Genomic DNA, 26,444 nt, shown 5'->3' with positions numbered 1-26,444 from the left:
GATAGCGGTGTGACAGTCAAAATACAGTGGACAGTTATACCGCTGTCGCGAGCAAGCTTTGCTCCCACAGGGGCAATGTCAGTCATCAGTTGCACGGTAGCGCCAATTGCAACGGCAACTACGTTCGGCGATCAGGGCTTCCGCGCAATGATCACCTGACTTTTCGCCACCACCGCATCCAGCGCCTGCTTGATCTGCGGTCCCCGCGGCGAAGCGAGGATCGCCTTCCAGGTATCCGCCCAATGGTTGAGCAACGGGTGATCCGCGTTGCTGAAATCGACTTTGGCTTCCCAGAACAGCAGCATCCACATCGACCAGTAAAAGCCGTACTGGCTGTGGCTTATCACTTCCAGCCCAGCGTCGCTGACCATGGCCTTGAACTGCTCTTCGCTGATGATGCGAATGTGGTTGGGCTTTTGGAAGTACTCGGGGGCGGCAATGTCTTTTTGCAGATCTTCGGAGCTTGGATGCGGCACGCTGAGCAGGTACAGCGCCCCCGGTTTCCCCACTCGCACCAGCTCGGCGAGAAACTGTGCGGGATCGTCGACGTGCTCGATGACTTCAGTCGATACCACCCGAGTCGCAGTTTCGTCGGCGATGGGTAACGGGTTGCAATCGGTGACATGGCACTCGACGCTCCTGGCGGGAGTATCGCCCAGGCGCTGCCGGGTCGCTTCGACCTTGGCGGCGTCGATATCGGCAATGATGATTTTCGCCCCGCGCATTCCACAGAAGTGCACGTTGCCACCGTCCCCGCAGCCAACGTCCAGCAAGGTGTCTTCGGGGCTCACTGGAAAGCCGGTAAACAGCTCGCCGGTTTGCTGATTGAACCAGCCGCTGAGCATTGCGTCGTGCAGGCCAAGCATGTACGGGTCGACCTTTTCAGGCACCGGAGTTACTGCCACTGGCACCGGTTGCACGGCAGGCGTGCCCGCCGTGAGTTTCTTTAACAGTCTCAGCATGAGGTTGCTCCAGAGAATTGGACGGCAGTTCGGGACACGCTCAGGCGTTGCACCAGCGATAGGCCACGAAGGCGCATGGGCATTTCGACAAAGCGGTAGTTGAGTTCACTCAGAAGTCCGATCAGGCCGAGAGCGACCACCAGCGTCAGGATCGGGTGGCCGGCAGGGTTCGGCAGGTTGGCCGCCTGCAGACGAAAGATGATTTCCCGGACCAGCAAATAGGCTGGAATATGGATCAGGTAAATCCCGTAGGATCGGCTGCCAACCCAGGTCATCAGGCTTTTGAACAGCCCGCCAGGCATCAGGTAGTCACGGTTGTAGGAAGCGATCCACACCAGCAGCGCGCACAACAGCGCAATAACGCCGATCCGGTAATGGGTGAAGGTAAAACGATCCGTGGCGATAAAACCGAGTACCAGCGACACCGCAATCAAGGCAGATACACCCACCCACGGACGCCGCAGGAAAGTCGGCTCCCAGCGCAAGTAGGAAGGCTTCGCGCTCCACATGGCCAACAGCACGCCAAGGGCCAACGCATCGGTGCGTACCACCATCAGGATCGGTGTGCGCAAAGTGAATATCTGCAGCGCCACCAACAACAGCAGCGCCCACACCAGGTATTTGCGACAAAGCAGAATCAGCAAGGGGAACAGCAGGTAGAACTGCTCCTCCAGCGACAGGCTCCAGTAGACAAAACCGGTGCCGTATTCGTAGTGGTAAAAACTGTCGGCGAAGCGAAAGTTGGCGTACTGCCCGATGCCCGCCAGGGTCGCCTGGAGGTTCGCATGCAAGGTGCCGAAGGCGCCAGAGCGGTTGAGGAACAGGCACGCCAGCAACATCAGCGCCAGCCATAGCCACGCTGAGGGCAACAAACGAAAGGCCCGCCGCAGCCAGAAGTTGCGAGTTTCCTGCCAGTATTCCTGCCGCGAGCTACACCCTTGCAACGCCGGGATCAGGCTGCGCGCAATCACGAAACCGGAGATGGCGAAGAACAAATCCACGCCCCACCACGGCTGGCTATACAGGGTGATGGCTTGCAGCAGCGGCACGCCAGCGGCGAACAGACTGTCCTGCAAGTGGTGGAACAACACCCCCAGCACCGCGATGCCGCGGAGTAATTCGATGTCCATGATGCGCTTGCTGCTACTCATGGAGTCCTCCTGGACCTGCGCCGGCCTCCATGGGTTTGCGGGCGATGATGACCTGGCTCTTGGGCATGAACTGGTCGAGCATCTGCTTGATCGCCAAGCCATTGGGTTGCGCCAGCAAGTCTTGCCAGGTTTTCGCCCAGCTCTCCATCAATGGTGGATACGGCGCCTGGATGCGGTCGCGAACCGCACCGCCCAGATCCCGGCCGGCAGCTCGCTCACTGGCCCAGAAAAAGATCATGCCCATGACCCAGAAAAATCCGCTGGCCTGACGATGCTCGATGACCAGCCCCGCCTCTTCCACCATCGCGGCGAACCGTTCCGGACTGAAAATCTGTACGTGATTAGGCGCTTGAAAGTAGCTGGTCGGGGCGATGCCTTTTTGCAAATGCTCGCCCACCGGTGCCGGCACGCTTAGCAGAAAAAGCGCCCCGGGACGGCCCATGCGCACCAGCTCAGCCATGAAGGATTCAGGCTGATCGATGTGCTCCAGCACTTCCATGCACACGACTTTGCTCGCGCAACCATCGGCGAGCGGCAGCGGCAAGCTGTTACTCACCAACCCCAGACTGGGCCGACTCGATTGTGCTTCCACTTGCTGGGCCAGTTCGCGCACCTTGTCGTGCTCGCTGTCGGTGAAAATCACCGAGGCGCCCTGCCGCACTGCAAACAAGGTGGCCACGCCTTCGCCGCATCCGACATCAAGCAAGGTGTCTTCGGCGTTGATTGCAAACCCTTTGAGCAATTCCCCGGTCTCGCCGAGGAACCAGCCATCGAGTACGGCGTCGTGCAAGCCGACGTCCCTGGGCGAGACCGGAATCTCAGCAACTGCCAATGGCACAGGCGGTGCCGGCCTCAGCTTTGCCAATAGACGTCGAATCATGCGTTCGATGCTTGCACGGACAGCGTTTTACGCTGCTGCAGCAGCTGTTCGAAAAACACCTGCAGGCGGCGTTCAGTACTGGCCTGGCTGCAGAAAACCTGGAGTCTGCGAACCGCATGGGCCGACATTTTTTCATAGCGCCCGAGGTCGGTTTTGGCGACGTCGTAGCTTGCTTTGAAAGCGGAGCATAGCGAGTCCCAGTCGGTGGTGTAACGCAGGGTGCGGAACGCCGCACGGGGATCGTGGGGCCAGGCGGTCAGTTCTTCGGTCGAGTCGACGATGAAGGCGTTGTCACTGTCGACATAGTCGGCCATCGCGGTGTTCAGGGGCGCGATCGCCGGCTTACCGCAGGACATGAACTCCATTAGCGGCAAGCACTGCCCTTCGCCGTACGAGCAGTTGACGACGTAACTGGTGGCTTCCACCAGACGCTCGTAGTCGACGTCCGCAAGGTAGCCATGGATCAGCACGATGCGACATTGATAGGGCTGATTCTTGTAGACGTGGTGCAGCATGTCGTTGAGCGCGTTGGCGATGTCATGGTGAGTGAGCTTGAGCACCAGGGTCGCATCGGGCGAGTCGCGGAAGGTGCTGCAGAACGCGCTGATCATGTCCTTCCAGTTCTTGCGCCCGTCGTAGGGGTTGAACACCGAGGTGTAGACCACGCCTTCGAGCAACAACTCGCAATCCCGCACCGGGCCGTCGAACACGATCGGCGTGCCTTCGCGCAAGCGCTCGGGGCCGTAAGGGCGGACATCTGCGGTGCGACTGTCGATCAACAGGCCGCGTAGATTCAGGCGAATGCCTTCGGCGACCGGGCGCTTGAGCAGTTGCTCACCGCGCGCGGCAAAGCGATCCCAGACCGGCGCCGGAATAGCGCTGATCGGGTACCCGGGCCCCATCACATCGCGAACTGCCTGGACGGTAAAACTGGAGTGGGTAATCGCCATGCCGCTGGCCGCCAACACCACCCGCCAGTCATGCCGCGGTTCGCCCTGCCAGCTTTCCGTGGGGATGGTGCTGAACTCCCAGGCAAATACCGGAATGGTCGGGCAGGCGAAATTGATCGGCGTGCGGTGCGGCGGAGAGAAGGACAGGAACACGCAGTCCTCTCCCCTGCTCTGGCAATCGAAATACAAACGATCGACCAGCTCGTCAGGGTCGCTGACCTCGATCACCTGGCCCAGTCGCTCCAGCACCGGGCGAAACTCCTTGAGCACGAAGTAGTAGCTGTACTCGGGCCGCCCCAGGTTCTGCTGGATGTTGCTCTTGTTGGTTTCGGAATGAATGATGATCAGCATGCTGCAGTCCCCGTCTCAACCACAATGGGCGTGTTCGAGGTCACTGGCTGCTGCCCAAAAAACTGCGCCAGGCGCTGCTGCACCGGCGCGAAGCTGCAGTAGTCACGCATCCGCTCGCTGGCCGCATCGGCCATTGCCTGCCAGGCGTCCGGCTGGTTTTTGGCCATGGCGTAGCTCTCTGCATAGGCGACTCGCAACGAGCCCCAATCCGGGCGATGGCGCAGAGTGCGGTAAAGAATCCGCGCATCCTCCGGCCAGATTGTCGGCTCACGACTGGACTTCACCACGAAGGCCACACGCTCATCGATGTAGTCGCGCATTGCCGTGTGGTCTGGCGCGATAACAGGCCGGGCACACGACATGAATTCCATGAGAGGCAGGCACAGGCCTTCGCAGCGCGACGCGTTGACATAGAAGCTCGCTGCGCCGTACAGCCGGGCGAACTCTTCGTCCTGCAGGTAACCGTGCATGACCACCACTCGACAGGAGAACGGCGACAACTGCGACAGCAAGGTCATGAGCTCGACGTAGTAGGTCGACAGATCGTTCTGGGTCATCTTCAACACGAGGGTAGCGTCTTGCGCATCGCGCAATGCCCAGCAGAACGCGGTGATCAGATGGTGCCAGTTCTTGCGTCCATCATCGGGATTGAACACGCTGACATACACCACGCCACTGACGTCGATGGCGACCGTTTCGCTGGTGTCGGGCAGAGCGGATTGTGCTGGTTCTACTGGTTCAACCAGCTCGACAGGCTCGATAACCGCGGCCGCGACCGGCAGTGGTTGCACTGGCAATGCCGGGCGGCGAAGCCGTGTCAGCAGGGGCCGAACAGCGTCCGGCACCAGATCACGCACGGCTTCGCGATACCACTGCAAAAGATTGTGTTTGAGGGCCCGATAAACCTCGCGCACGTAGTGCCGGGTGATAAACATGCGGCGGCGTAGGGTCAACGGCGGCGCTGCAGGCTCGGGGGCAGGTTCGAGCTCGACGATCTGCGGCGCAGGCTCGTACTCGGGCTCGATGATTTCCACCGCAGGCTCCACGATCACCGGCCCCAGCAGGCCATCGGCAGACAACCCCATCACCCTGCTGTCGAGGATGCAGCCCTTGATCTGCAGCGTAGCTCCCGGATTCACCGGCGTACCGGGATACTGCTGGCGTACCTCAGCGAAGCGTTCCCACAAGGGAGTCGGCAACACCAGCACTGGAAAATCTTCACCCAGGGTTCGGCGAATGGCTTCGGCGGTGTGGGTAGACAAGGTAATGACCCGGCCCAGCCGTGCCAGAGTCTGGCTCCAGTCGTGGCGCGGATCGTTGTCCCAATGCTCGGCGGGGATGGTGTCGAACTCCCACGCCACCACGCACACCATCGGGCATTGCAGGTCAGTCGGAGTCTTGTGCGGCGGCGCAAACGAAATGAACAGGCAGTCCTGTCCCGCTTGCAGCAACTGCCGATACAGCGGGTCCACCTCGGCGCTGGAGGCCACGACATGCACTTGCCCAAGGCTTTCGAACAAGGGTCGATAAGCCTTGAGCACAAAATAATAACTGTACTCGGGACGGCCGAGACTCTGGCTGATGGAGCTGTCGTTGACGTCGGAGTAGAGAATGAAATTCATGGCATCCCACGGTGAAATCGCCGTCCCGGCAACCTCACTCTACGACGGAGAAACCACGGATCGAGGCAGCGTCTGCCGACCTTCGTCCATCGTCTTCATGCCCGTCTTCGTTCTTGTTTTAATGGTCAGTTTCTCGCAGTTTCAAAGCGACGCTGCCGAACCTTGGGTAATCGTGACGAGGGGCATTCTAAACACATCCGTTGCCGATTCGTGAACCGCCCGGCGAGAATAAATCGAGCTGCCCGGACGAGAACTGATCAGTCACGGTTGGACTTGTTGAAATTGCCGCGCAATTGGCACAGATTGGCAACCAAACAACTACAACAAATCTTTTCGCCAGTCTTTCGACCCAGGAACATCCACCCGGTCAGTCAGACATCTCCGATAGGCCTGTGGGGAATGGACGAAAATGTATGACCAAGGGGCTGCTGTTTGAAAAAGCGTCTGTTCGTTACGGGTCTTAGCGGATTCGTAGGACAACACATCCAAACCCGATTGCAGGCTGATGCCGAGCAGTGGGAGTTACTGAACGTCCCTGCGCGCTACGATCTCGGTAAGCCGCAGAGCCTCGAAGACCTGTGGCCGGAACTGCCGGATGCGGTCATTCACCTGGCGGGCCAGACGTTTGTGCCCGAAGCCTTCCGTGATCCGGCGCACACGCTGAACATCAATCTGCTGGGTACGCTGAACCTGCTGCAAGCCCTAAAGGCACGCGGATTCACCGGCACGTTCCTGTACGTCAGCTCCGGCGATGTCTACGGCCAGGTCAGCGAAGACCGCTTGCCCATCACTGAACTGCAACTGCCCTGCCCGCGCAATCCGTATGCCGTGAGCAAACTGTCGGCGGAATTCCTCAGCCTGCAATGGGGTTTGAGCGAAGGCTGGCCGGTCATGGTCGCCCGTCCGTTCAACCACATCGGCACCGGCCAGAAAGACAACTTCGTCATCGCCAGCGCTGCACGCCAGATCAACCGGATCAAACAGGGCCTGCAAGCGCCGCAGCTGGAAGTCGGCGACATCGACGTCACGCGCGACTTCCTCGACGTGAGCGACGTGATATCGGCCTACCTGGCCCTGCTGGAGAAGGGCGCCCCGGGCCAGGTCTACAACGTCTGCTCGGGGCGCGAGCAAAGCATTCGCAGCTTGATCGAACAATTGGGTGACCTCGCCCAAGTCGATCTGCAACTGGTTCAAGACCCTGCACGACTGCGCCGCGCGGATCAGCGCCGGGTGTGCGGCAGCCATGCCAGGCTGGCCCAGACCACGGGTTGGGCGCCTGCAATCACTACACAACAAACCCTGCGGGCGATCTTGTCCGACTGGGAGATACGGGTAAGACAAGAATGACAAAAAGTGCACTGATCACAGGGATCACCGGGCAAGACGGCGCTTATCTGGCCAAACTGCTGCTCGACAAGGGCTACAAGGTCCACGGCCTGGTAGCCCGGCGCAGCAGCGACGCGCGCTGGCGTTTGCGCGAGATGGGGGTCGAGGCAGACATTGTTTACCTCGATGGCGACATGGCCGATGCCTGTTCGATACAGCGCGCTGTGATCAAGTCCGCGCCGGACGAGGTCTACAACCTCGCGGCTCAGAGCTTTGTCGCGGCCTCCTGGTCGCAACCCGTAACCACCGGCATCGTCGACGGCCTGGGTGTCACGCACCTGCTCGAAGCGATCCATCAGTTCAGCCCGCACACGCGTTTCTACCAGGCGTCCACCAGTGAAATGTTTGGCCTGATCCAGGCTGAGCAGCAGGACGAGAACACGCCGTTTTACCCGCGCAGTCCGTATGGCGTGGCCAAACTCTATGGCCACTGGATCACCGTGAACTACCGCGAGAGCTACAACCTGCACGCCAGCAGCGGCATCCTGTTCAACCACGAATCGCCACTGCGCGGCATCGAGTTCGTGACCCGAAAAGTTACCGACGCCGCCGCTCGCATCAAGCAGGGCAAACAGCAGGAACTGCGCCTGGGCAACATTGACGCCAAGCGCGACTGGGGGTTTGCCGGCGACTACGTGGAAGCCATGTGGCTGATGTTGCAACAGGACAAACCCGACGACTTTGTGGTCGCCACGGGCGTGACCACCACCGTGCGCGAAATGTGCCGGATCGCCTTCGAGCACGTCGACCTGAACTACCGTGACTTCGTGAAGATCGACCCGGCGTTCTTCCGTCCGGCCGAAGTAGAAGTGCTGCTCGGCAACCCGGCCAAGGCTCAGCGTGTGCTGGGCTGGAAACCAAAAACCGACCTGGATACCTTGATCCGCATGATGATGGATGCGGACATGAAGCGCGTCGCCAAGGAGTAGGCCCATGCTGATTCCCGTGATTCTTTCCGGCGGTGCAGGGACGAGGTTGTGGCCAGTGTCTCGTGAGGGCCATCCCAAGCCCTTCATGAACCTGCCCGACGGCCAGTCGCTGCTGGCCAAGACCTATCGGCGCGCCGCAGGTTTGCTCGACGGCTGGGGCGACATCGTCACGGTGACTAACCGCGACTACTACTTCCAGAGCAAGGATCACTACCAGGACGCGCAACTGGGCCGGCATCGCGGGCATTTCCTGCTGGAGCCGACAGGGCGCAATACCGCCCCGGCGATCGCCGCAGCCGCCCTGTCGCTGCAGGCGCTGCACGGTGACGAGGCGATCATGCTGGTGATGCCCGCCGATCACCTGATCGTCAAAGAAGACGCCCTGAAACAGGCCGTGGAACATGCCGTGGCGCTGGCCAGGTCAGGCAATCTGGTGACCTTTGGCGTAGTGCCGACCGCACCGGAAACCGGTTTTGGCTACATCGAGACCGGCGCCCTGCTGGACGACAAAGGCGCCGCGAACGTGCAGCGCTTCGTCGAAAAACCTGACTTGCAAACCGCGACTCACTACCTCGAAAGCGGCAATTTCCTGTGGAACTCGGGGATGTTCTGCTTCTCGGTGGCCACCTTGCTGGCCGAGCTGGAGATCCACGCTCCGACACTGCTGGAGCAGACCAGAACCTGCATGGCCGCCAGCGCTCCGGTGGAAACCTGTGGCAGCCTGCAGCAGGAACTGTCGCCAGCACTGTTCGGCGAGATCATGGACATCTCCATCGACTATGCGTTGATGGAACGCTCCGACAAAGTGGTGGTGGTGCCGGCCCGATTCGACTGGAGCGACATTGGCTCCTGGGGCGCAGTCGCGGCCCTGGTGCCGGCGGATGCGCAGAACAATCGCGCGGCAGGTGACGCCATTTTCATCGACAGCCAGCACAACTTCGTCCAGAGCGAGGACCGCCTGGTCGCCGCCGTCGGTGTGGATAACCTGATCATCATCGACACCGCCGACGCGGTGCTGGTGGCTCACGCCGACCGCGCCCAGGACGTGCGCCGAGTGGCCAAGCAGCTCAAGGACAAGCAGCACGAAGCCTATCGGCTGCACCGCACGGTCAGCCGGCCATGGGGCACCTACACCGTGCTCGAGGAAGGCCCGCGTTTCAAGATCAAGCGCATCGTGGTCAAGCCCGGCGCCAAGTTGTCGCTGCAGATGCACCACCATCGCAACGAACACTGGGTAGTGGTCGAAGGCATGGCCAAGGTCACCAACAACGGCACCGGCACTCACCTGGTAGCCAAGAACGAATCGACTTTCATTGCCGCCGGCCACAAGCATCGCCTGGAGAATCCCGGGGTGATCGACCTGGTGATCATCGAAGTGCAGAGCGGCGAATACCTGGGAGAGGACGATATCGTCCGCTTCGAAGACCAATACGGCCGGACGGTTTGAATGCTGCGTAATCTTTACCAATCGATGTGGAGTTACCGGGGATTCATCCTCGGCAGCGTCAAAAGGGAGTTTCAGGCGCGTTACCGCAACTCGCTGTTCGGTGCCTTGTGGACCGTGCTTAACCCGCTGTCGATGATCGTGGTCTATACGGTCATCTTTTCCACCATCATGCGCGCCCGGCTGCCGGGCGTGGATGACGGCCTGGCCTACAGCGTCTACCTCTGCGCGGGCCTGCTGACCTGGGGGCTGTTTGCCGAGATCACCACGCGCAGCCAAAGCATGTTCCTGGAAAACGCCAACCTGCTGAAGAAAATCAGCTTCCCGCGTATCTGCCTGCCGGTGATCGTGCTGCTCAACGCCGGGATCAACTTCGCGATCATCCTCGGCCTGTTCCTTGGCTTCCTGCTGATCAGCGGACGCCTTCCGGGCATGGCGTTGCTGGCACTGATACCGCTACTGATGCTGCAGGTGATGTTCGCCGCCGGGCTGGGGATGATCCTCGGTGTGCTCAACGTGTTCTTCCGCGATGTCGGGCAATTTTTCGGCATCTGCCTGCAGTTCTGGTTCTGGCTGACGCCGATCGTGTATCCGCTGTCGATCCTGCCGCCAGGTATCCAGCGCATGATCGAGTTGAACCCGATGACGGCACTGATGAACAGCTACCAGAACCTGTTCCTGTACAACCAATGGCCGGACTGGAGTTCGCTGATCCCGCTGCTGGTGATCGGGCTGTTGTTCTGCGTGATGGGGCTGCGGCTATTCCGCCAGCGAGTGGGTGAAATGGTGGATGAGCTCTGATGGGACATATACGCGTCAGTGGCCTGGGTAAGGCCTACAAGCAATATCCGAATCGCTGGAGCCGGCTGTTCGAATGGCTGGTGCCGTTTTCCCCTATCCGCCATCACTTGCATTGGGTGCTGCAGGGTGTCGACTTTGAGATTCAGCCCGGCGAAGCCGTGGGTATTGTCGGGGTCAACGGTGCCGGCAAAAGCACCCTGTTGAAGATGATCACCGGCACCACCCAAGCCACCTGTGGCGAGATCAAGCTGCAAGGTAGAGTCGCTGCGCTGCTGGAATTGGGCATGGGTTTTCATCCGGATTTCACCGGGCGCCAGAACACCTTCATGGCTGGCCAGCTGCTCGGCATGCAGGTCGAAGAAATCGAGGCGCTGATGCCGGAAATCGAGAGCTTTGCTGAAATTGGCGAAGCTATCGATCAGCCGGTTCGTACCTACTCCAGTGGCATGCAAATGCGCCTGGCATTCAGCGTGGCCACGGCGCGCCGACCGGATATCCTGATCGTCGACGAGGCCTTGTCGGTTGGCGACGCTTATTTCCAGCACAAGAGCTTCGACCGCATCCGCAACTTCCGCAAGGCCGGCACCACCTTGCTGATCGTGTCCCATGACCGCTCGGCCATCCAGTCGATCTGCGACACCGCCATCCTCCTGGAAAACGGGCGCATGGCCATGCGTGGCAAGCCCGAAGAAGTGATGGACTACTACAACGCGATGCTCGCCCAGCGTGAGGGCCAGACCGTCCGCCAGGAGATGCTTGCCAACGGCCAGGTGCAGACCATTTCCGGAACTGGCGAGGCCGGCATTCTCAGCGTGCGCCTGCTCGACCCGAAGGGCCGCTCGGTGGAATTGGCGGAGGTCGGCCAGGCGATGGTGCTGGAGGTGCAGGTCGAGGTTCGCCAGGACATCGAGCGCCTGATCCTGGGCTTCATGATCAAGGATCGCCTTGGCCAACCCATGTATGGCATCAATACCCATCGCATCGACAGGGCCCTCACCGACCTGAGTGCCGGCGAGCGGGTGACCTATCGATTCGCCTTCGACATGCGCCTGGGCAAGGGCAATTATTCGGTCGCACTGAGCCTGTCGCGACTGGACTCGCACCTGGACCGCAACTTCGAATGGCGCGACTACGGGCTGGTGTTCCACGTGATCAATAACCGCCGCGAAGATTTCGTTGGATGCTCGTGGCTTGAGGCCCAGACCAGTATTTCGCGCTCCAGCGAAAGCGTTAGCGAAGCGGCAGACCCCGAGGTATCGCGATGACCCGACTGTTGGTGGAATGCACCTACGTGTTTGAACACCCTGACGCCAACTCGGGCATCCAGCGGGTGGTGCGCAACGTCATCCAGCAGTTGCCCGCTGCGGATGCGAACCGTGAATGCATTCCCGTGGTGATGGTCAACGGCGCGCTGTTCGAGGTGAAGAGCCTGTCGCCGTTGAAAACGCCAAAAGTGAACCTGATGAGCCTGCGGGTGAAGCTCGAACAGATGGCCAATCTGTTCTGGCTGCGCCACCGCACGCTGGAACGGCGCCGCCCTTTCAGCGAGTCCAAGTTTGCCCGCCGGGTACTTTATCTGGGCTGCCGCCTTGCCGCGTTCGCCTGCCTGAGCCTGCCGATGCGCATACTTGACCGGGTACTGAAGGGCCAGAAAGTGCCAGAGCGTTGCGTGCCGTTGCAGCATCGGGCCGGAGATCAACTGGTGCTGCTGGACTCGTCCTGGCACGCCAATTTTTTCCCCCTGGCCGAGCAGCTCAAGCGTGACGGGGTCGGGATTGTCTCGGTGATCTACGACCTGATTCCCCTGACCCATCCGCAGTTCTGCGACGCCGGGCTGGTGAAGGTGTTCAACGAGTGGTTCGACTGGATCGCCCGCACGGCCGATGGCTACGTAGCGATCTCCACCACCATTCGCGATCAGGTGCGCGAGGAAATGCTCCGTCGGGTGGGCCCGGCACAGGTGGCCCAGCGCTGGTTCGACTATTTCCACCTTGGCTCTGAGCTGGATCTGAGCGACGCGCGTTCAGCTGTCGATCAGGGCCTGCTCGACATGTTCAAGACGCCGGAGCCGGTGTTCCTGATGGTCAGCACCATCGAGCCGCGCAAAAACCACGCCTACCTGCTGGATGCGTTCGAGCGCGCCTGGGCGTCAGGGTCCAGGGCACGCTTGTGCATCGTCGGCAAGATTGGCTGGAAATGCGAGGCGTTGGTCGAGCGGATCCGCAAGCATCCCGAATTGAATCGGCGCCTGTTCATGTTCAACGGGTTGTCGGATAAGAGCCTGGAGCACGCCTATTCCCACGCGACTTCGCTGGTGTTTCCGTCTTATGTCGAAGGATTTGGCTTGCCGCTGGTCGAGGCCATGCAGCGCGGGCTGCCGGCGATGGCCAGCGATATACCGATATTTCGCGAAATCGGCGGCGACTACATGGCGTATTTCGACCTCGCGGAGCCGCAGAGCCTGGCCGACCTGGTGATCGGTATGGAAGCGAATGGCGAGTTTCCGGCCGCGCTGAGCCTGGACGACTGGCGCTGGTTGTCCTGGCGGGAAGCGAGTGCGCAACTGGTCGAGCGCATCGAGCGCAACCTGCACAACGTGGCAAAAGCACCCGAGAGCCAGCATGCGCATTGCCCTTAACGCGCGCATTCTCCAGGCGCCGAGAACTGGCATCGGCCACTACGTCGCCGAACTGGTAAACGCCCTCGCCCACGAACCGGACGTCGAGCTGGCGTTGTTCCACGGCTGGGGTTGGAGCTCGGCGCTGCCCGTAGCGGCGATGCCTGGTTACTCGCGCCTGACGCCGTTGCTGCGACAAATTCCCGGAGCCTATCAGGCACGACGCTGGCTGGAGCAGAAACGCTTCGACCAGAATAATTCCAAGGGCATCGATCTCTATCACGAGCCGAGCTTGTGGCCGCTGTCGTTCGATGGCCCAACCGTCATCACGCTGCACGACCTGACGCACCTGCACTATCCCGAGACCCAACCGCCGGCACGCTTGCGGGAAATCGAACGGCGTCTGGCCGCTGGCGTACAGCAGGCGCGAGTCATTCTGACGGACTCGCAGTGCATCGCCGACGAGGCACAGGACTATTTCGCACTGCCAGCCGAGCGTTTTGTAGTCGCGCCGCTGGGCGTGGCAGCGCGATTCCGTCCCAGGTCGGATGAGTCTATCGACAAGGTGCTGAAAACCCATGGCGTCGAGGCCCGGGAATATTTTCTGTGCGTCGGCACCCTGGAGCCGCGCAAGAACCTGAGCCTGGCCCTGCGTGCCCATGCCCGACTGCCGGAAGCCGTGCGCCAGCGTTTCCCGTTGCTGATCGCCGGAATGGCCGGCTGGCAACGCGAGCAGTTCAACGACGAATTGCGCGCAGCCCTGGCCGCCGGCCATGTGTGCCTGCTGGGGTATCTGCCGGATGAGGACCTGGCGCAGTTGTTGGCCGGCGCCCGCGCCCTGGTCTTCCCTTCCCTCTACGAAGGGTTTGGCCTGCCGGTGCTGGAAGCCATGGCCAGTGGCACTCCAGTGATCCTGACCGATAAATCGGCAATGCCCGAAGTGGCGGCCGATGCCGGCAATTACATACCACCGGACGATCCGGATTCCTTGCGTGACGCAATGACCCGGCTGATTGAAGACCCGGCGCATTGGCAGGCCTGCCGCGCGGCGGGGTTGCACCGAGCCAAGCTTTTTTCCTGGGAGCGTTGCGCGAAGGTCACGGCCCGCGCCTACCGCCAGGCCATGGGAGACTGATATGCGTGTTCTGCACTTCTATAAAACCTACTTGCCCGACTCCATGGGCGGCATCGAGCAAGTCATCTTCCAGATGAGCGAAAGCGGCGCACGGCATGGTGTCGAGAGCACCGTACTGACGCTGAGCAACAACCCGGCTCTCGGCGTGCTGCAGATCCGCGAGCATCAGGTTCATCAGGCCAGGATGGATTTTCAGCTGGCGTCCACGGGTTTTTCCTACAGCGTGTTCAAGCAGTTTCGCGAGCTGGCCGCCGAAGCCGACGTGGTGAACTATCACTTCCCCTGGCCATTCATGGACCTGGTGCATTTTTGCAGCGCCACCAAGAAACCCTGCGTGGTGAGCTACCACTCGGACATTATCCGCCAGCGCCATCTGCTCAAGCTGTACCGACCGCTGATGCGCCGATTCCTCGACAGCGCAGACCGCATCGTCGCCGCCTCGCCCAACTACTTTCACACCAGTGATGTGCTGAAGGACTACCGCGACAAGACCCGGGTGATTACCTATGGGCTCGACAAGTCAGGTTATCCACAGCCCGATGCTGCGCGCTCCGAACGCTGGCGCCAGCAGCTGGGCGACAAGTTTTTCCTGTTTGTGGGGGTCATGCGTTATTACAAGGGGCTGCATATCTTGCTGGATGCCATGCAGGGGCTGAATTATCCGGTGGTGATTGTTGGCGCCGGGCCTCTGGAGAAAGAGCTGCACGCGCAGGCCCAGGCGCTGGGCCTGCGCAATCTGCATTTCCTCGGGTTTCTTGGCGATGAGGACAAGGTAGCCCTGCTGGAGCTGAGTTATGCGGTGGTGTTCCCGTCACACCTGCGCTCTGAAGCCTTTGGTATTTCGCTGCTTGAAGGGGCCATGTATGGCAAGCCGATGATCTCCAGTGAGATTGGTACCGGCACCAGCTACATCAATATCCACAACGAAACCGGGCTGGTGGTGCCACCGAGTAATCCACAGGCGTTTCGCGAGGCGATGCGTACGTTGTGGGAAAACCCGACATTGGCGGCCCAGATGGGGATGAAAGCGCAGGCGCGTTATCGGCAGCTATTTACCGCCGACGAGATGGGGCGCAAGTGGGCGGCGTTATATGAGGAGTTGTTGGCCGAGAAATCGTTGGCTTACGCATGACTTGGCTAATTGTCGCGTTGTTCATGACGCTCTGGCCCCTGTAATCCCTTTAATCCCTTTAATCCCTGTGATCCCTGTGATCCCTGTGATCCCTGTGATCCTTTGATCCCTGTGATCACCCTGTAGGAGCTGTCGAGTGCAACGAGGCTGCGATCTTTTGATGTTGGTTTTTCAAGATCAAAAGATCGCAGCCTCGTTGCACTCGACAGCTCCTACAGGTCCAGAACCAACGGCTGCGAACCCTGAGCCGGCACCGCACAGCAAATCAACACCTCACCTTCATCCGGAACCTCCACCGGGACCTGTGGATAATTCACCTGACCGCTGATCAAACGCGTCTTGCAGGTGCCACAGGACCCACCCCGGCAACTGAATTCCGGACGCAACCCGCGACTCTCCGCCAGCTCCAGCAAACTGCCGCCGTCTGGCTGCCAACGCGCCTCTTTCGCCGATCGCTGAAACACCACCGCAACCGAAGTAGTCGCCGCTGGAGGTTGTTCGATCACCACAGCGTCAGGGTCCAACTGGCGTCGCAAGGTTGACGGGCCAAACGTTTCGGCATGAATCCTCGAATCTCGAATATCCAATTCTCGCAGGCTGTCATACAACCCCTGGGTAAAACTGCCCGGCCCGCACAGGACAAACTCCAGCTGATCGTAGTCTTGCACTTCGAGAATGTTCTTGAGCAAGGTGGTGTCGATCCGGCCCCTAAGGTCAAAGTCCTCGCCCTCCAGTAAACCTTCCTCCGGCTGGCTAAGCAGGCGCAACACCCGCACAGCATCACCCGCAGACTCCAGAAGTTGATCCAGCTCGGCGCGAAATGGCTGGTCATCGAGGGTGCGCGAACTCTGCAGCAACCAAGTAGGACGAATGTGCCGAGTGCGCAGGCCTTGATACACCACCTCTCGCAACATCGACAGCAGTGGCGTGATGCCAACGCCAGCCGCCAGCAACACCAGCGGCCGGCGCTCGTGAGGTGCCACTGTGAAGTGTCCCTGAGGGGCACGAGCTTCCAGCAAGTCACCGACCTTGAGCTGATCATGCAGATGCGAGGACACCAGGCCCTCGCGTTTCACGCTGATGCGGAAGAAGTCATCTGACGGTGCACTCGACAGGCTATAGGTGCGGATATGCACTTCACCCCCAATGTTGAACCGAAGCGGCAAATGCTGGCCAGCCTGGAACACCGGCAACCCGGCGTCATCGGCGGGCTCCAGATAAATCGAGCGGATGTTGCGGCTTTGCGCTTCGATGCGCACTACCCGCAGGGATCGCCAACGATCGCCCAACGCCTGGGCCTGTAGCCGTGCGGCCGCCTGCTCCCAGGTGCCGGTCATCAGGCTGTTGGGCGACACGCCGTCGAAGCGCCAGCGCAGCGCCAATGCTGCAGGTCGGCGCACCACGCGCTCTACCTCGAAGGTCCACATCCGTTCAGCCCCTTGAAAGGCTTCGACCTGCGGGCCATCGAGGATGATTTCGGTGCGGCCGGCGAGGTGCAGCAGGTCGCCGGAGTTGAAATCGATAAACAACAGGCCGGCCCGCGGATTGACCAGCAGATTGCCCAAGGTGTTGAAGTGCAGGTTGCCGGCGAAATCCGGAATGGTCAGACGATTGCCCTGGATCTGCACGAAACCGGCCTGGCCGCCCCGATGTGAGACGTCCACCGCGCGCTCGCCGCCGATGTCCACGTAACTGGCAACGAAGAAGGTGTCGGCGCTGGCGATCATCGCCCGGGCTGCGTCATCCAGCGCGTTGAGGTGTTCAGCGATGCGCAGCGAAGGGTCTGCCAGCGGTACGGAATGAAACTGGCGTAGTTGAATGTACTGCGGACAGTTGCCGAAAGATTGGTCCACCGCGACGTTAAAGCCGCCGGCAGTCAAGTTGTCGACATGCCCATTCAGGCGATTACGACGCCGGGTGTGCAGCTCGATCCCCAGCAATCCGATGGCCGCGCCCTGCGCCAATTGCGCCGGGTCATCGGCACTGGGCAGGCTGGCGAATTGCAACACGCCAGGCTGCGGCGAGTGGGCGAATCCCGGCGGACCTTCGAGCACGCTGGCCCACGGGTCACCGTTCGCGTCCACCGCGCCGTACAGCATGAAGGGCAATTGCTCATAGAACTGGCGGTGCTGGTCTGGCATCTCACGGCGAATGACCTTACGCCCGAACGCCTCCATGCGCTCGGCTACCCCGACATGCTCCTGCAACTGTCGCTCGCCGACGTGCCACGGTGAACTGTCCATAACGGCCTCTCCCCAGCATCAGGCAGTAGTTTGCAAACCGGCGATGGTGCGCGGCATGCCGACAAAACCGGGCAAGGCTTCTACCCGGGCCAGCCAAGCGCGCACGTTCGCGTAATCATCGAGAGATACATTGCCTTCGGGCGCATGGGCGATATAGCTGTAGGCAGAGACGTCGGCAATCGTAGGCTCGTTACCCGCCAGCCAAGGCGAATCGGCCAGCTCATGATCCATTACCTTGAGCAGGTCGTGGGCGCGAGTGATGGCTTCTTCCGCGTTATAGGGAGCCCCGAACACGGTGATCAAACGAGCTCGGGCGGGGCCGAAAGCAATCTGTCCGGCAGCGACTGACAGCCAGCGCTGAACCCTGGCGGCTCCGACAGGATCTGTGGGCAACCAACGCCCGTTGCCGTATTTCTGCGCCAGATACACAAGGATCGCGTTTGAATCGGCGAGTATTACCCCCTGATCATCCATAGCCGGTACTTGCCCGAAAGCGTTGATCGCCAGGTATTCCGGCTGCTTGTGCTCGCCCTTGGCCAAATCAACGAAGATAAGCTCGGTGGGCAATTGCAGCAGTGACAGCATCAGTTCGGCGCGATGAGCATGGCCAGAGCGCGGGAAGTTATAGAGCTTGATCGGTTGCATGGTCGACTCCGCTGGTGTGGGCGCGATCGGGAGTTCGGCGCCAGGGAAAGTCATCGTCTACCAATCACCAGAACAATAGAATCACCAGCTTTTGCAATCCATTATTTCATGCAGCGCAATAAATCAGTGGCGCAGCGAAGGGTGCTCACGTAGCCCGGTCACTGCAAAATCCACGAAACTGCGAATCCGTGCGGGTGCATTGCGCCCGCCCTGATAGACGATATGGATGGGCAATGGCGGCAGTTCGAACTCCGCGAGCACGACCTCCAGCTCACCCGACGCGACCTGGCTTGCCACTTGATAGGACAGCACCCGGGTAAGGCCCAAACCGAGAGAAGCCGCGCTGATTGCCGCCTGGTTGGCCGTCACCGTCAGGCGCGGTTCCAGCCGAACGCTCAGCGGATTGCCGCCATCGAGGAACGGCCAGTTGCGCTGCTGACCTGTCGCGGATGTCGCAATCACCGGTAAGCGCGTCAAATCCTGCGGATGCAGCGGCCGGCCATTAGCCTCAAGGAATGCCGGCGAAGCACAAATCACTCGCCGCACCTCACCGACCCGAATCGCATGCTGGTTACTGTCCGACAGCTCACCAATGCGCACCGCGACATCAACGCCCTCCTCCACCATGCTGACGATTCGATCAACCAGCAAGGCATTGACGCTGACCTCAGGAAATCGAGTCAGATACGCCACCATGATCGGCGTGACAAAAAGGTCGCCAAATAGCACGGGGGCCGTAACCGTCAGTTGCCCGCGGGGCTGGGCGTGACTGCCGGCAGCCGAATCCTCGGCTTCCTGCACTTCGCCGAGAATTCTGCGACAGTCTTCCAGGAAACGCTGGCCTGCTTCGCTGAGGTGAACACTGCGTGTGGTGCGCGTTAGCAGCTGCGTGCCGATGCGTTTTTCCAGCGCGGCGACTGCGCGGGTGACGCTGGCTGCGGACATGCCCAAATGCCGCGCGGCTGCGGAGAAGCCTTGGGCTTGGGCGACGGCGGCGAAGACCTGCATTTCCTGGAAGCGGTCCATGGGGGTTTGCCCTTATCAAAATCAAAAGATCGCAGCCTTCGGCAGCTCCTACAAGAGCTCGATGGATGCGATCTTTAGTTTTACAGAGCTGTGGATAACTTATTCCACAGTCACCGACTTCGCCAGGTTGCGCGGCTGGTCGACGTCGGTGCCTTTCAGCACGGCGACGTAATACGAGAGCAACTGCAGCGGGATGGTGTAGAGAATCGGCGACAGGATGTCGTGGATGTGCGGCATGTGTACGACGTGCGTGCCTTCGCCGTTGGTCATGCCGGCTTTTTCATCAGCGAAGACGATCAGCTCGCCACCACGGGCGCGGACTTCCTGCAGGTTGGATTTGAGTTTTTCCAGCAGCTCGTTGTTCGGCGCCACGGTAACCACGGGCATGTCGTTATCCACAAGCGCCAGCGGACCGTGCTTGAGCTCACCGGCTGGATAAGCTTCAGCGTGGATGTAGGAGATTTCCTTGAGCTTGAGCGCCCCTTCCATCGCCACCGGGAATTGCGCACCGCGACCCAGGAACAGGGTATGGTTCTTCTCGGCGAACAGCTCGGCGATTTTCTCGACGGTGCTGTCCATTGCCAGGGCTTCACCCAGACGTGCCGGCAGACGACGCAGCTCTTCGACCAGAGTGGCTTCGACGCCATCGGCCAATGTGCCGCGGACCTGGCCGAGGGACAGGGTCAGCAACAGCAGACCAACCAGTTGGGTGGTGAAGGCCTTGGTAGAAGCCACGCCGATCTCGCGACCAGCCTGGGTCAGCAGGGTCAGGTCTGATTCACGCACCAGCGAGCTGATGCCGACGTTGCAGATTGCCAGGCTGGCCAGGAAGCCCAGCTCTTTGGCATTACGCAGCGCCGCCAGGGTGTCGGCGGTTTCGCCAGACTGGGAGATGGTGACAAACAGGGTGTTGGGCTGAACCACTACTTTGCGGTAGCGGAACTCACTGGCCACTTCCACCTGGCACGGGATGCCAGCCAGCTCTTCCAGCCAGTAACGGGCAACCATACCTGCGTGGTAGCTGGTGCCGCAGGCGACGATCTGCACGTTGCGCACTTTGGCGAACAGCTCGGCAGCCTGCGGGCCGAAAGCCTGCACCAGCACCTGGCTTTGGCTCAGACGGCCTTCCAGGGTGCGTTGTACAACGGCTGGCTGCTCGTGGATTTCCTTGAGCATGAAGTGACGGAACTCGCCTTTGTCGGCGGCTTCGGCGCCATCGCGGTACTGCACGGATTCGCGCTCGACGCTCTGGCCGTTGACGTCCCAGATCTGCACGCTGTCGCGGCGAATCTCGGCGATATCACCTTCTTCGAGGTACATGAAGCGGTCAGTGACCTGACGCAGGGCCAACTGGTCCGACGCCAGGAAGTTTTCACCCATGCCGAGGCCGATTACCAGCGGGCTGCCACTGCGGGCGGCAACCAGGCGATCCGGTTGATCGGCGCTGATCACGGCCAGGCCGTAGGCGCCGTGCAATTCCTTGACGGTGGCTTTGAGGGCCAGGGTCAAATCAGTCAGGTCCTTGAGCTTGTGGTTCAGCAGGTGGGCGATGACTTCGGTGTCGGTGTCCGAGGTGAACACGTAACCCAGGGCCTTGAGTTGATCGCGCAGGGCTTCGTGGTTTTCGATGATGCCGTTGTGCACCACCGCCAGGTTGCCGGAGAAATGCGGGTGGGCGTTACGTTCACAAGGCGCGCCGTGGGTAGCCCAACGGGTGTGGGCAACACCGAGGCGTCCTACCAGCGGTTCTTCGGTCAGGGCCAGGTCGAGTTCGCTGACCTTGCCCGGACGGCGCATGCGCTCAAGCTTCTCGTCGTTGGTGTAGACCGCCACGCCGGCGCTGTCATACCCGCGGTATTCAAGACGTTTGAGACCTTCGAGCAGGATCGGGGTGATGTTACGTTCTGCGACTGCGCCGACAATTCCACACATGCTATTTCTCCTGACTGACAGCTGCGCAGATCAGGTTGATCCCGCGCGCCTGAATCTGATCACGTGCCTCAAGCGGCAGGCGATCATCGGTAATAAGGGTATGGACGCTGCTCCATGGCAGCTCCAGATTGGGAATCTTGCGACCGATCTTGTCGGCCTCGACCATCACCACCACTTCCCGGGCGACTTCAGCCATGACCCGGCTCAGCCCAAGCAGTTCGTTGAAGGTGGTCGTACCACGAACCAGGTCGATGCCATCGGCACCGATGAACAGCTGGTCGAAGTCGTAAGAGCGTAGTACCTGCTCGGCAACCTGACCCTGGAAGGATTCGGAATGCGGATCCCAGGTACCACCGGTCATCAACAGCACCGGTTCGTGCTCAAGTTCGCTCAATGCATTAGCCACGTGCAGGGAGTTGGTCATGACCACCAGGCCTGGCTGTTGCCCGAGCTCAGGGATCATGGACGCAGTGGTGCTGCCGCTGTCGATGATGATGCGCGCGTGTTCGCGGATGCGCAGCACTGCGGCGCGGGCGATCGCCTGCTTGTATTTTGAGACCGGCTGACCTACATCGGCCACCAGTTCCTGAGGCATGGTGATTGCTCCACCATAACGGCGCAGCAGTAGACCATGGCTTTCCAGCGCGGCCAGATCCTTGCGAATCGTAACTTCCGAAGTTTCGAAGCGCTTGGCCAACTCATCCACACTGACTTCGCCCTGCTCATTGAGCAAGGCGAGGATGTTGTGGCGACGCTGGGGTGTGTTGCGTTTCGACATGAGCTGGTAAGTTTCGATTCGAAAGATAACGGAAGCAATAAAAACCTATTAGCGAAACTTCGTCAAGCGGGGGACGATAAAAAAACTGTGGATAAAAGCATCGCGGGCAAGCCTTGCTCCCACAGATTACCGGTGTTCACAAATTTATGAATAACCTGAAAATCCTGTGGGAGCAAAGCTTGCCCGCGATAGGTATCTATATGAAAGCATCCAAACTGTGGATAACTTACGGCTTCTTGATCTTCACTGGCCGCTTCCAGCCATCGATATTCTTCTGCCGCGCACGACCCACCGCCAACTGCGAGTTATCCACATTCTGCGTAATTGTCGAGCCAGCCGCTGTGGTTGCACCACTGGAGATATCCACAGGCGCCACCAACGAGTTGTTGGAGCCGATGAACACGTCTTCGCCCAGCACGGTTTTCCACTTGTTGGCGCCGTCGTAGTTACAGGTGATGGTGCCGGCACCAATATTGGTGCGCGCACCCACCTCGGCGTCACCCAGATAACTCAAGTGACCCGCCTTGGCACCCTCACCCAGATGAGCATTCTTCAGCTCGACGAAGTTACCCACATGGGCACGGGCTTCAAGCACGCTACCTGGGCGCAAGCGCGCGAATGGACCGGCATCGCTGCCCTCGCCCATAATCGCGCCGTCGATATGGCTATTGGCTTTGATCACCACGCCCTTGCGCAGGGTGCTGTCCTTGATCACGCAGTTCGGGCCGATCACCACGTCGTCTTCAATGACGACGTTGCCTTCAAGGATCACGTTGATGTCGATCAGCACGTCGCGGCCGACGGTGACTTCACCGCGTACGTCAAACCGCGCCGGGTCACGCAGCGTCACGCCCTGAGCCATCAGGCGCAGGCCGGCACGCAGCTGATAGTGGCGCTCCAGCTCGGAAAGCTGCTTGCGATCATTGGCGCCCTGCACTTCCATGGCGTCATGCGCTTGCTCGGTAGCCACTACCAGGCCATCGCTCACCGCCATGGCGATCACGTCAGTCAAGTAATACTCGCCCTGGGCGTTATTGTTCGAGAGCCGGCTCATCCAGCTGCTCAGCTGCGCGAATGGCATGGCCAGGATGCCGGTGTTGCCTTCGGTGATTGCACGCTGGGCTTCGGTGGCGTCCTTCTGCTCGACGATGGCGGTCACCTGCCCGTCGGCGTCACGCACGATGCGGCCATAACCAGTCGGATCATCCAGCTCGACAGTCAGCAAACCTAGCTGCTGCGGGGCTACTTTCTCGAGCAGACGCTGCAGGGTTGCAACTTCGATCAGCGGCACGTCGCCGTACAGGATTAGCACGGTGTCGGACTCGATGAACGGCACGGCCTGGGCTACGGCGTGACCGGTCCCCAGCTGCTTGTCCTGCAGGACGAAATTCAGGTCATCCGCCGCCAGGCGTTCCCGTACCGCATCGGCGCCATGGCCGATGACCACGTGAATGCGCTGTGGATCAAGTTGGCGCGCGGTCTGGATAACATGGCCAAGCATGGAATTGCCGGCGATCGGATGCAGGACTTTCGGCAACGCCGAGCGCATGCGCGTGCCTTGGCCCGCAGCGAGGATAACGATTTCTAGAGACATGACTGGCTACCAATCCTGGGTGGTCAGCGGCTGCGACCAGGTGATGAATATCGGAAAAGAAAAAAGGGTAGCCGAGGCTACCCTTTTTAATCAATCGCACAACAAGTTGCTGACCTGTTAGTGGCCAAACTTCTTGCGGATCTGCTGGACGGTGCGCAGCTGAGCTGCAGCCTCGGCCAGACGAGCGGCGGCAGAACCGTAATCGAATTCAGCGCCACGTTCATGCAGGGCCTTCTCGGCAGCCTTGACGGCTTCCTGAGCGGAGGCTTCGTCCAGGTCGGCAGCACGTTGCACAGTGTCGGCAAGAACCTTGACCATGTTCGGCTGAACCTCGAGGAAACCACCGGAGATGTAAAACACCTCCTCTTCCCCGCCTTGCTTGACCAGGCGGATCGGGCCCGGCTTGAGATTAGTGATCAGCGGCGCGTGACCCAGGGCGATACCAAGATCACCGAGTGCACCGTGCGCAATTACCATCTCGACCAGGCCGGAAAAGATTTCCCCTTCCGCGCTGACGATATCGCAATGGACTGTCATAGCCATCTGATTGCCTCAACCTAAATTAGCGCCCGTTGCCGGGCGCCGGGATTACAGTTTCTTGGCTTTCTCGATCGCTTCTTCGATGCCGCCGACCATGTAGAACGCTTGTTCTGGCAGGTGGTCGTAGTCACCGTTGAGGATGCCTTTGAAGCCAGCAATGGTGTCTTTCAGGGAAACGTATTTACCCGAAGCACCGGTGAAGACTTCAGCCACGAAGAACGGCTGCGACAAGAAACGCTGGATCTTACGAGCACGGTTTACCAACTGCTTGTCGGTTTCCGACAGCTCGTCCATACCCAGGATCGCAATGATGTCCTTCAGTTCTTTGTAACGCTGCAGAACATACTGAACGCCGCGAGCGGTGTCGTAGTGGTCCTGGCCGATCACGTTCGGATCCAGCTGGCGCGAAGTCGAGTCGAGTGGATCGACCGCTGGGTAGATACCCAGGGAAGCGATGTCACGGGACAGAACGACGGTGGCGTCCAAGTGAGCGAAGGTGGTCGCTGGCGACGGGTCAGTCAAGTCATCCGCAGGTACGTATACCGCTTGGATCGAGGTGATCGAACCGTTTTTGGTCGAAGTGATGCGCTCTTGCAGAGTACCCATCTCTTCAGCCAGGGTCGGCTGGTAACCTACTGCGGAAGGCATACGGCCCAGCAGTGCGGATACTTCAGTACCGGCCAAGGTGTAACGATAGATGTTGTCGACGAACAGCAGAACGTCGTTACCTTCGTCACGGAACTTCTCGGCCATGGTCAGGCCGGTCAGTGCTACGCGCAGACGGTTACCCGGCGGCTCGTTCATCTGACCGTAAACCAGTGCCACTTTGTCCAGAACGTTGGAATCCTTCATCTCGTGGTAGAAGTCGTTTCCCTCACGGGTACGCTCGCCCACACCGGCGAACACGGAATAACCGCTGTGCTCGATGGCGATGTTACGGATCAGTTCCATCATGTTTACGGTTTTGCCAACACCGGCACCACCGAACAGACCAACTTTACCACCCTTGGCGAACGGGCAAACCAGGTCGATAACCTTGATGCCGGTTTCCAGCAGGTCGTTGCCGCCAGCTTGTTCAGCGAAGGTTGGCGCAGGACGGTGAATGCCCCAGCGCTCTTCGGTGTCGATCGGACCAGCTTCGTCGATCGGGTTGCCCAGAACGTCCATGATCCGGCCCAGGGTCGCTTTACCGACTGGTACGGAGATGGCAGCGCCAGAGTCGGTGACTTCCAGACCGCGCTTCAAGCCCTCGGTGGAACCCATCGCAATGGTACGTACCACGCCGTCGCCCAGCTGCTGCTGAACTTCCAGGGTGGTGCCGGCTTCGCTTTTTACACTCAAAGCGTTGTAGATGCTCGGTACGCTGTCGCGTGGAAATTCCACGTCGATAACGGCGCCGATGATTTGAACGATACGTCCGCTACTCATAGCTGGATCCTCTGAATATTTGAACCGTTAAACCGCGGCAGCGCCGCCGACGATTTCCGAGATCTCTTGGGTGATCGCAGCCTGACGCGCCTTGTTGTAGACCAGCTGCAAATCGCTGATCAAATCACCGGCGTTGTCGGTAGCGTTCTTCATCGCGATCATCCGCGCAGCTTGTTCAGCCGCGTTGTTCTCGACCACCGCCTGGTAGACCTGCGACTCCACGTAACGGACCATCAAGCCGTCAAGCAGCTCTTTGGCGTCCGGTTCGTACAGATAATCCCAGTGGTGCTTGAGTTCCTGTTCCGGCGTTGCCACCAGAGGAATCAACTGCTCCACGGTAGGCTGTTGCGTCATGGTGTTGATGAACTTGTTGGACACCACGGACAGGCGGTCAATACGGCCGTCCAGGTAGGCATCCAGCATCACCTTGACGCTGCCGATCAGGTCATTGATCGACGGCTCTTCACCCAGGTGGCTGATAGCTGCTACGACGTTACCGCCGAAGTTGCGGAAGAAAGCCGCACCCTTGCTACCAACAACACACAGATCGATCTCGACGCCGTTTTCACGGTTTTTCGCCATGTCCTTGACCAAGGCCTTGAACAGGTTGGTGTTCAAGCCACCACACAGACCACGGTCGCTGCTCACCACGACGTAACCGACGCGCTTAACTTCACGGTCGATCATGAATGGGTGGCGATATTCCGGGTTGGCGTTGGCCAGATGGCCAATAACCTGGCGGATGCGCTCCGCGTAAGGACGGCTAGCAGCCATGCGCATTTGTGCCTTGCGCATTTTACTGACCGCCACTTTTTCCATGGCGCTGGTAATCTTTTGCGTGCTTTTGATGCTCGCAATCTTACTGCGAATCTCTTTTGCGCCTGCCATGTAACACCTA

General features: G+C 60.0%; 23 protein-coding genes. 9 read left to right on the top strand and 14 right to left on the bottom strand.

Annotated features, from left to right (window positions below):
• Positions 1–131: 131 nt before the first annotated feature.
• The 5 genes from ACYZTK_RS15535 to ACYZTK_RS15515 are packed head-to-tail and all read right to left on the bottom strand — an operon-like array spanning position 132 to position 5,916.
• Positions 132–962: a class I SAM-dependent methyltransferase gene (locus ACYZTK_RS15535; RefSeq protein WP_462010700.1), complete on the bottom strand. Its 831-nt coding sequence runs from the start codon at positions 960–962 to the stop codon at positions 132–134.
• Positions 956–2,113: an acyltransferase family protein gene (locus ACYZTK_RS15530; protein ID WP_462010699.1), complete on the bottom strand. Its 1,158-nt coding sequence runs from the start codon at positions 2,111–2,113 to the stop codon at positions 956–958. Before ACYZTK_RS15530 ends, ACYZTK_RS15535 begins: the two co-directional genes overlap by 7 nt.
• Positions 2,106–2,993 carry a class I SAM-dependent methyltransferase gene (locus tag ACYZTK_RS15525; protein ID WP_462010698.1) on the bottom strand — a complete coding sequence of 296 codons (888 nt, stop codon included), beginning with the start codon at positions 2,991–2,993 and terminating at the stop codon, positions 2,106–2,108. The genes ACYZTK_RS15530 and ACYZTK_RS15525 overlap by 8 nt, the downstream gene beginning before the upstream one ends.
• The gene (locus tag ACYZTK_RS15520) at positions 2,990–4,294 is read right to left on the bottom strand and encodes a glycosyltransferase (protein WP_462010697.1); all 1,305 of its coding nucleotides are present in this window, start codon (positions 4,292–4,294) and stop codon (positions 2,990–2,992) included. Before ACYZTK_RS15520 ends, ACYZTK_RS15525 begins: the two co-directional genes overlap by 4 nt.
• Positions 4,288–5,916: a glycosyltransferase gene (locus ACYZTK_RS15515; RefSeq protein WP_462010696.1), complete on the bottom strand. Its 1,629-nt coding sequence runs from the start codon at positions 5,914–5,916 to the stop codon at positions 4,288–4,290. The genes ACYZTK_RS15520 and ACYZTK_RS15515 overlap by 7 nt, the downstream gene beginning before the upstream one ends.
• Between ACYZTK_RS15515 and ACYZTK_RS15510 the strand changes: the two genes are divergently transcribed.
• From ACYZTK_RS15510 to ACYZTK_RS15470, 9 genes are all read left to right on the top strand, one after another.
• A complete protein-coding gene (locus ACYZTK_RS15510) occupies positions 5,906–6,130 on the top strand; it encodes a hypothetical protein (protein WP_462010695.1) in 225 nt (74 codons plus the stop codon). The genes ACYZTK_RS15515 and ACYZTK_RS15510 overlap by 11 nt on opposite strands.
• A 218-nt stretch (positions 6,131–6,348) precedes the next feature.
• On the top strand, positions 6,349–7,263 hold the full coding sequence (locus ACYZTK_RS15505) for a GDP-mannose 4,6-dehydratase (protein WP_462010694.1): 915 nt from the start codon (positions 6,349–6,351) through the stop codon (positions 7,261–7,263).
• Positions 7,260–8,231 carry a GDP-mannose 4,6-dehydratase gene (gene gmd / locus ACYZTK_RS15500; protein WP_122840933.1) on the top strand — a complete coding sequence of 324 codons (972 nt, stop codon included), beginning with the start codon at positions 7,260–7,262 and terminating at the stop codon, positions 8,229–8,231. The genes ACYZTK_RS15505 and gmd overlap by 4 nt, the downstream gene beginning before the upstream one ends.
• A 4-nt stretch (positions 8,232–8,235) precedes the next feature.
• Positions 8,236–9,678, top strand: a complete 1,443-nt coding sequence (locus ACYZTK_RS15495) for a mannose-1-phosphate guanylyltransferase/mannose-6-phosphate isomerase (protein ID WP_462010693.1) — start codon at positions 8,236–8,238, stop codon at positions 9,676–9,678.
• Complete coding sequence (locus ACYZTK_RS15490; protein ID WP_462010692.1) at positions 9,679–10,476, top strand: ABC transporter permease; 798 nt, start codon at positions 9,679–9,681, stop codon at positions 10,474–10,476.
• On the top strand, positions 10,476–11,741 hold the full coding sequence (locus ACYZTK_RS15485; protein ID WP_462010691.1) for an ABC transporter ATP-binding protein: 1,266 nt from the start codon (positions 10,476–10,478) through the stop codon (positions 11,739–11,741). Before ACYZTK_RS15490 ends, ACYZTK_RS15485 begins: the two co-directional genes overlap by 1 nt.
• Positions 11,738–13,114, top strand: coding sequence for a glycosyltransferase family 4 protein (locus ACYZTK_RS15480; RefSeq protein WP_462010690.1), 1,377 nt, complete (start codon positions 11,738–11,740; stop codon positions 13,112–13,114). The genes ACYZTK_RS15485 and ACYZTK_RS15480 overlap by 4 nt, the downstream gene beginning before the upstream one ends.
• The gene (locus ACYZTK_RS15475) at positions 13,098–14,228 is read left to right on the top strand and encodes a glycosyltransferase family 4 protein (RefSeq protein ID WP_462010689.1); all 1,131 of its coding nucleotides are present in this window, start codon (positions 13,098–13,100) and stop codon (positions 14,226–14,228) included. The genes ACYZTK_RS15480 and ACYZTK_RS15475 overlap by 17 nt, the downstream gene beginning before the upstream one ends.
• A gap of 1 nt (position 14,229) precedes the next feature.
• Positions 14,230–15,360, top strand: a complete 1,131-nt coding sequence (locus ACYZTK_RS15470; protein ID WP_462010688.1) for a glycosyltransferase family 4 protein — start codon at positions 14,230–14,232, stop codon at positions 15,358–15,360.
• A gap of 212 nt (positions 15,361–15,572) precedes the next feature.
• Here ACYZTK_RS15470 and ACYZTK_RS15465 read toward each other — a convergent pair whose 3' ends face one another.
• The 9 genes from ACYZTK_RS15465 to atpG all read right to left on the bottom strand — a co-directional run bounded on the left by ACYZTK_RS15465 (position 15,573) and on the right by atpG (position 26,434).
• On the bottom strand, positions 15,573–17,603 hold the full coding sequence (locus ACYZTK_RS15465) for a 2Fe-2S iron-sulfur cluster-binding protein (protein ID WP_462010687.1): 2,031 nt from the start codon (positions 17,601–17,603) through the stop codon (positions 15,573–15,575).
• Positions 17,604–17,621: 18 nt separating this feature from the next.
• The gene (locus ACYZTK_RS15460) at positions 17,622–18,248 is read right to left on the bottom strand and encodes a glutathione S-transferase family protein (RefSeq protein ID WP_462010686.1); all 627 of its coding nucleotides are present in this window, start codon (positions 18,246–18,248) and stop codon (positions 17,622–17,624) included.
• A 123-nt stretch (positions 18,249–18,371) separates the two neighbouring features.
• Entirely contained in the window at positions 18,372–19,274 is a 903-nt protein-coding gene (locus ACYZTK_RS15455) for a LysR family transcriptional regulator (RefSeq protein WP_462010685.1), read from the bottom strand.
• 99 nt (positions 19,275–19,373) lie between these two features.
• Positions 19,374–21,206 (bottom strand): glutamine--fructose-6-phosphate transaminase (isomerizing), encoded by a 1,833-nt coding sequence (glmS, locus tag ACYZTK_RS15450; protein WP_462010684.1) that lies wholly within the window; start codon positions 21,204–21,206, stop codon positions 19,374–19,376.
• A gap of 1 nt (position 21,207) precedes the next feature.
• Positions 21,208–21,984: a DeoR/GlpR family DNA-binding transcription regulator gene (locus ACYZTK_RS15445; RefSeq protein ID WP_462010683.1), complete on the bottom strand. Its 777-nt coding sequence runs from the start codon at positions 21,982–21,984 to the stop codon at positions 21,208–21,210.
• A 226-nt stretch (positions 21,985–22,210) separates the two neighbouring features.
• On the bottom strand, positions 22,211–23,578 hold the full coding sequence (glmU, locus tag ACYZTK_RS15440; RefSeq protein WP_462010682.1) for a bifunctional UDP-N-acetylglucosamine diphosphorylase/glucosamine-1-phosphate N-acetyltransferase GlmU: 1,368 nt from the start codon (positions 23,576–23,578) through the stop codon (positions 22,211–22,213).
• 117 nt (positions 23,579–23,695) lie between these two features.
• The gene (locus tag ACYZTK_RS15435; RefSeq protein WP_059403770.1) at positions 23,696–24,121 is read right to left on the bottom strand and encodes a F0F1 ATP synthase subunit epsilon; all 426 of its coding nucleotides are present in this window, start codon (positions 24,119–24,121) and stop codon (positions 23,696–23,698) included.
• 45 nt (positions 24,122–24,166) lie between these two features.
• On the bottom strand, positions 24,167–25,546 hold the full coding sequence (gene atpD / locus ACYZTK_RS15430; RefSeq protein WP_045061246.1) for a F0F1 ATP synthase subunit beta: 1,380 nt from the start codon (positions 25,544–25,546) through the stop codon (positions 24,167–24,169).
• Positions 25,547–25,573: 27 nt separating this feature from the next.
• Positions 25,574–26,434: a F0F1 ATP synthase subunit gamma gene (gene atpG / locus ACYZTK_RS15425; RefSeq protein ID WP_462010681.1), complete on the bottom strand. Its 861-nt coding sequence runs from the start codon at positions 26,432–26,434 to the stop codon at positions 25,574–25,576.
• Positions 26,435–26,444 lie beyond the last annotated feature (10 nt).

The organism is Pseudomonas sp. LB3P31 (assembly GCF_054897945.1).
This window is presented reverse-complemented; position numbering and strand designations above follow the sequence as displayed.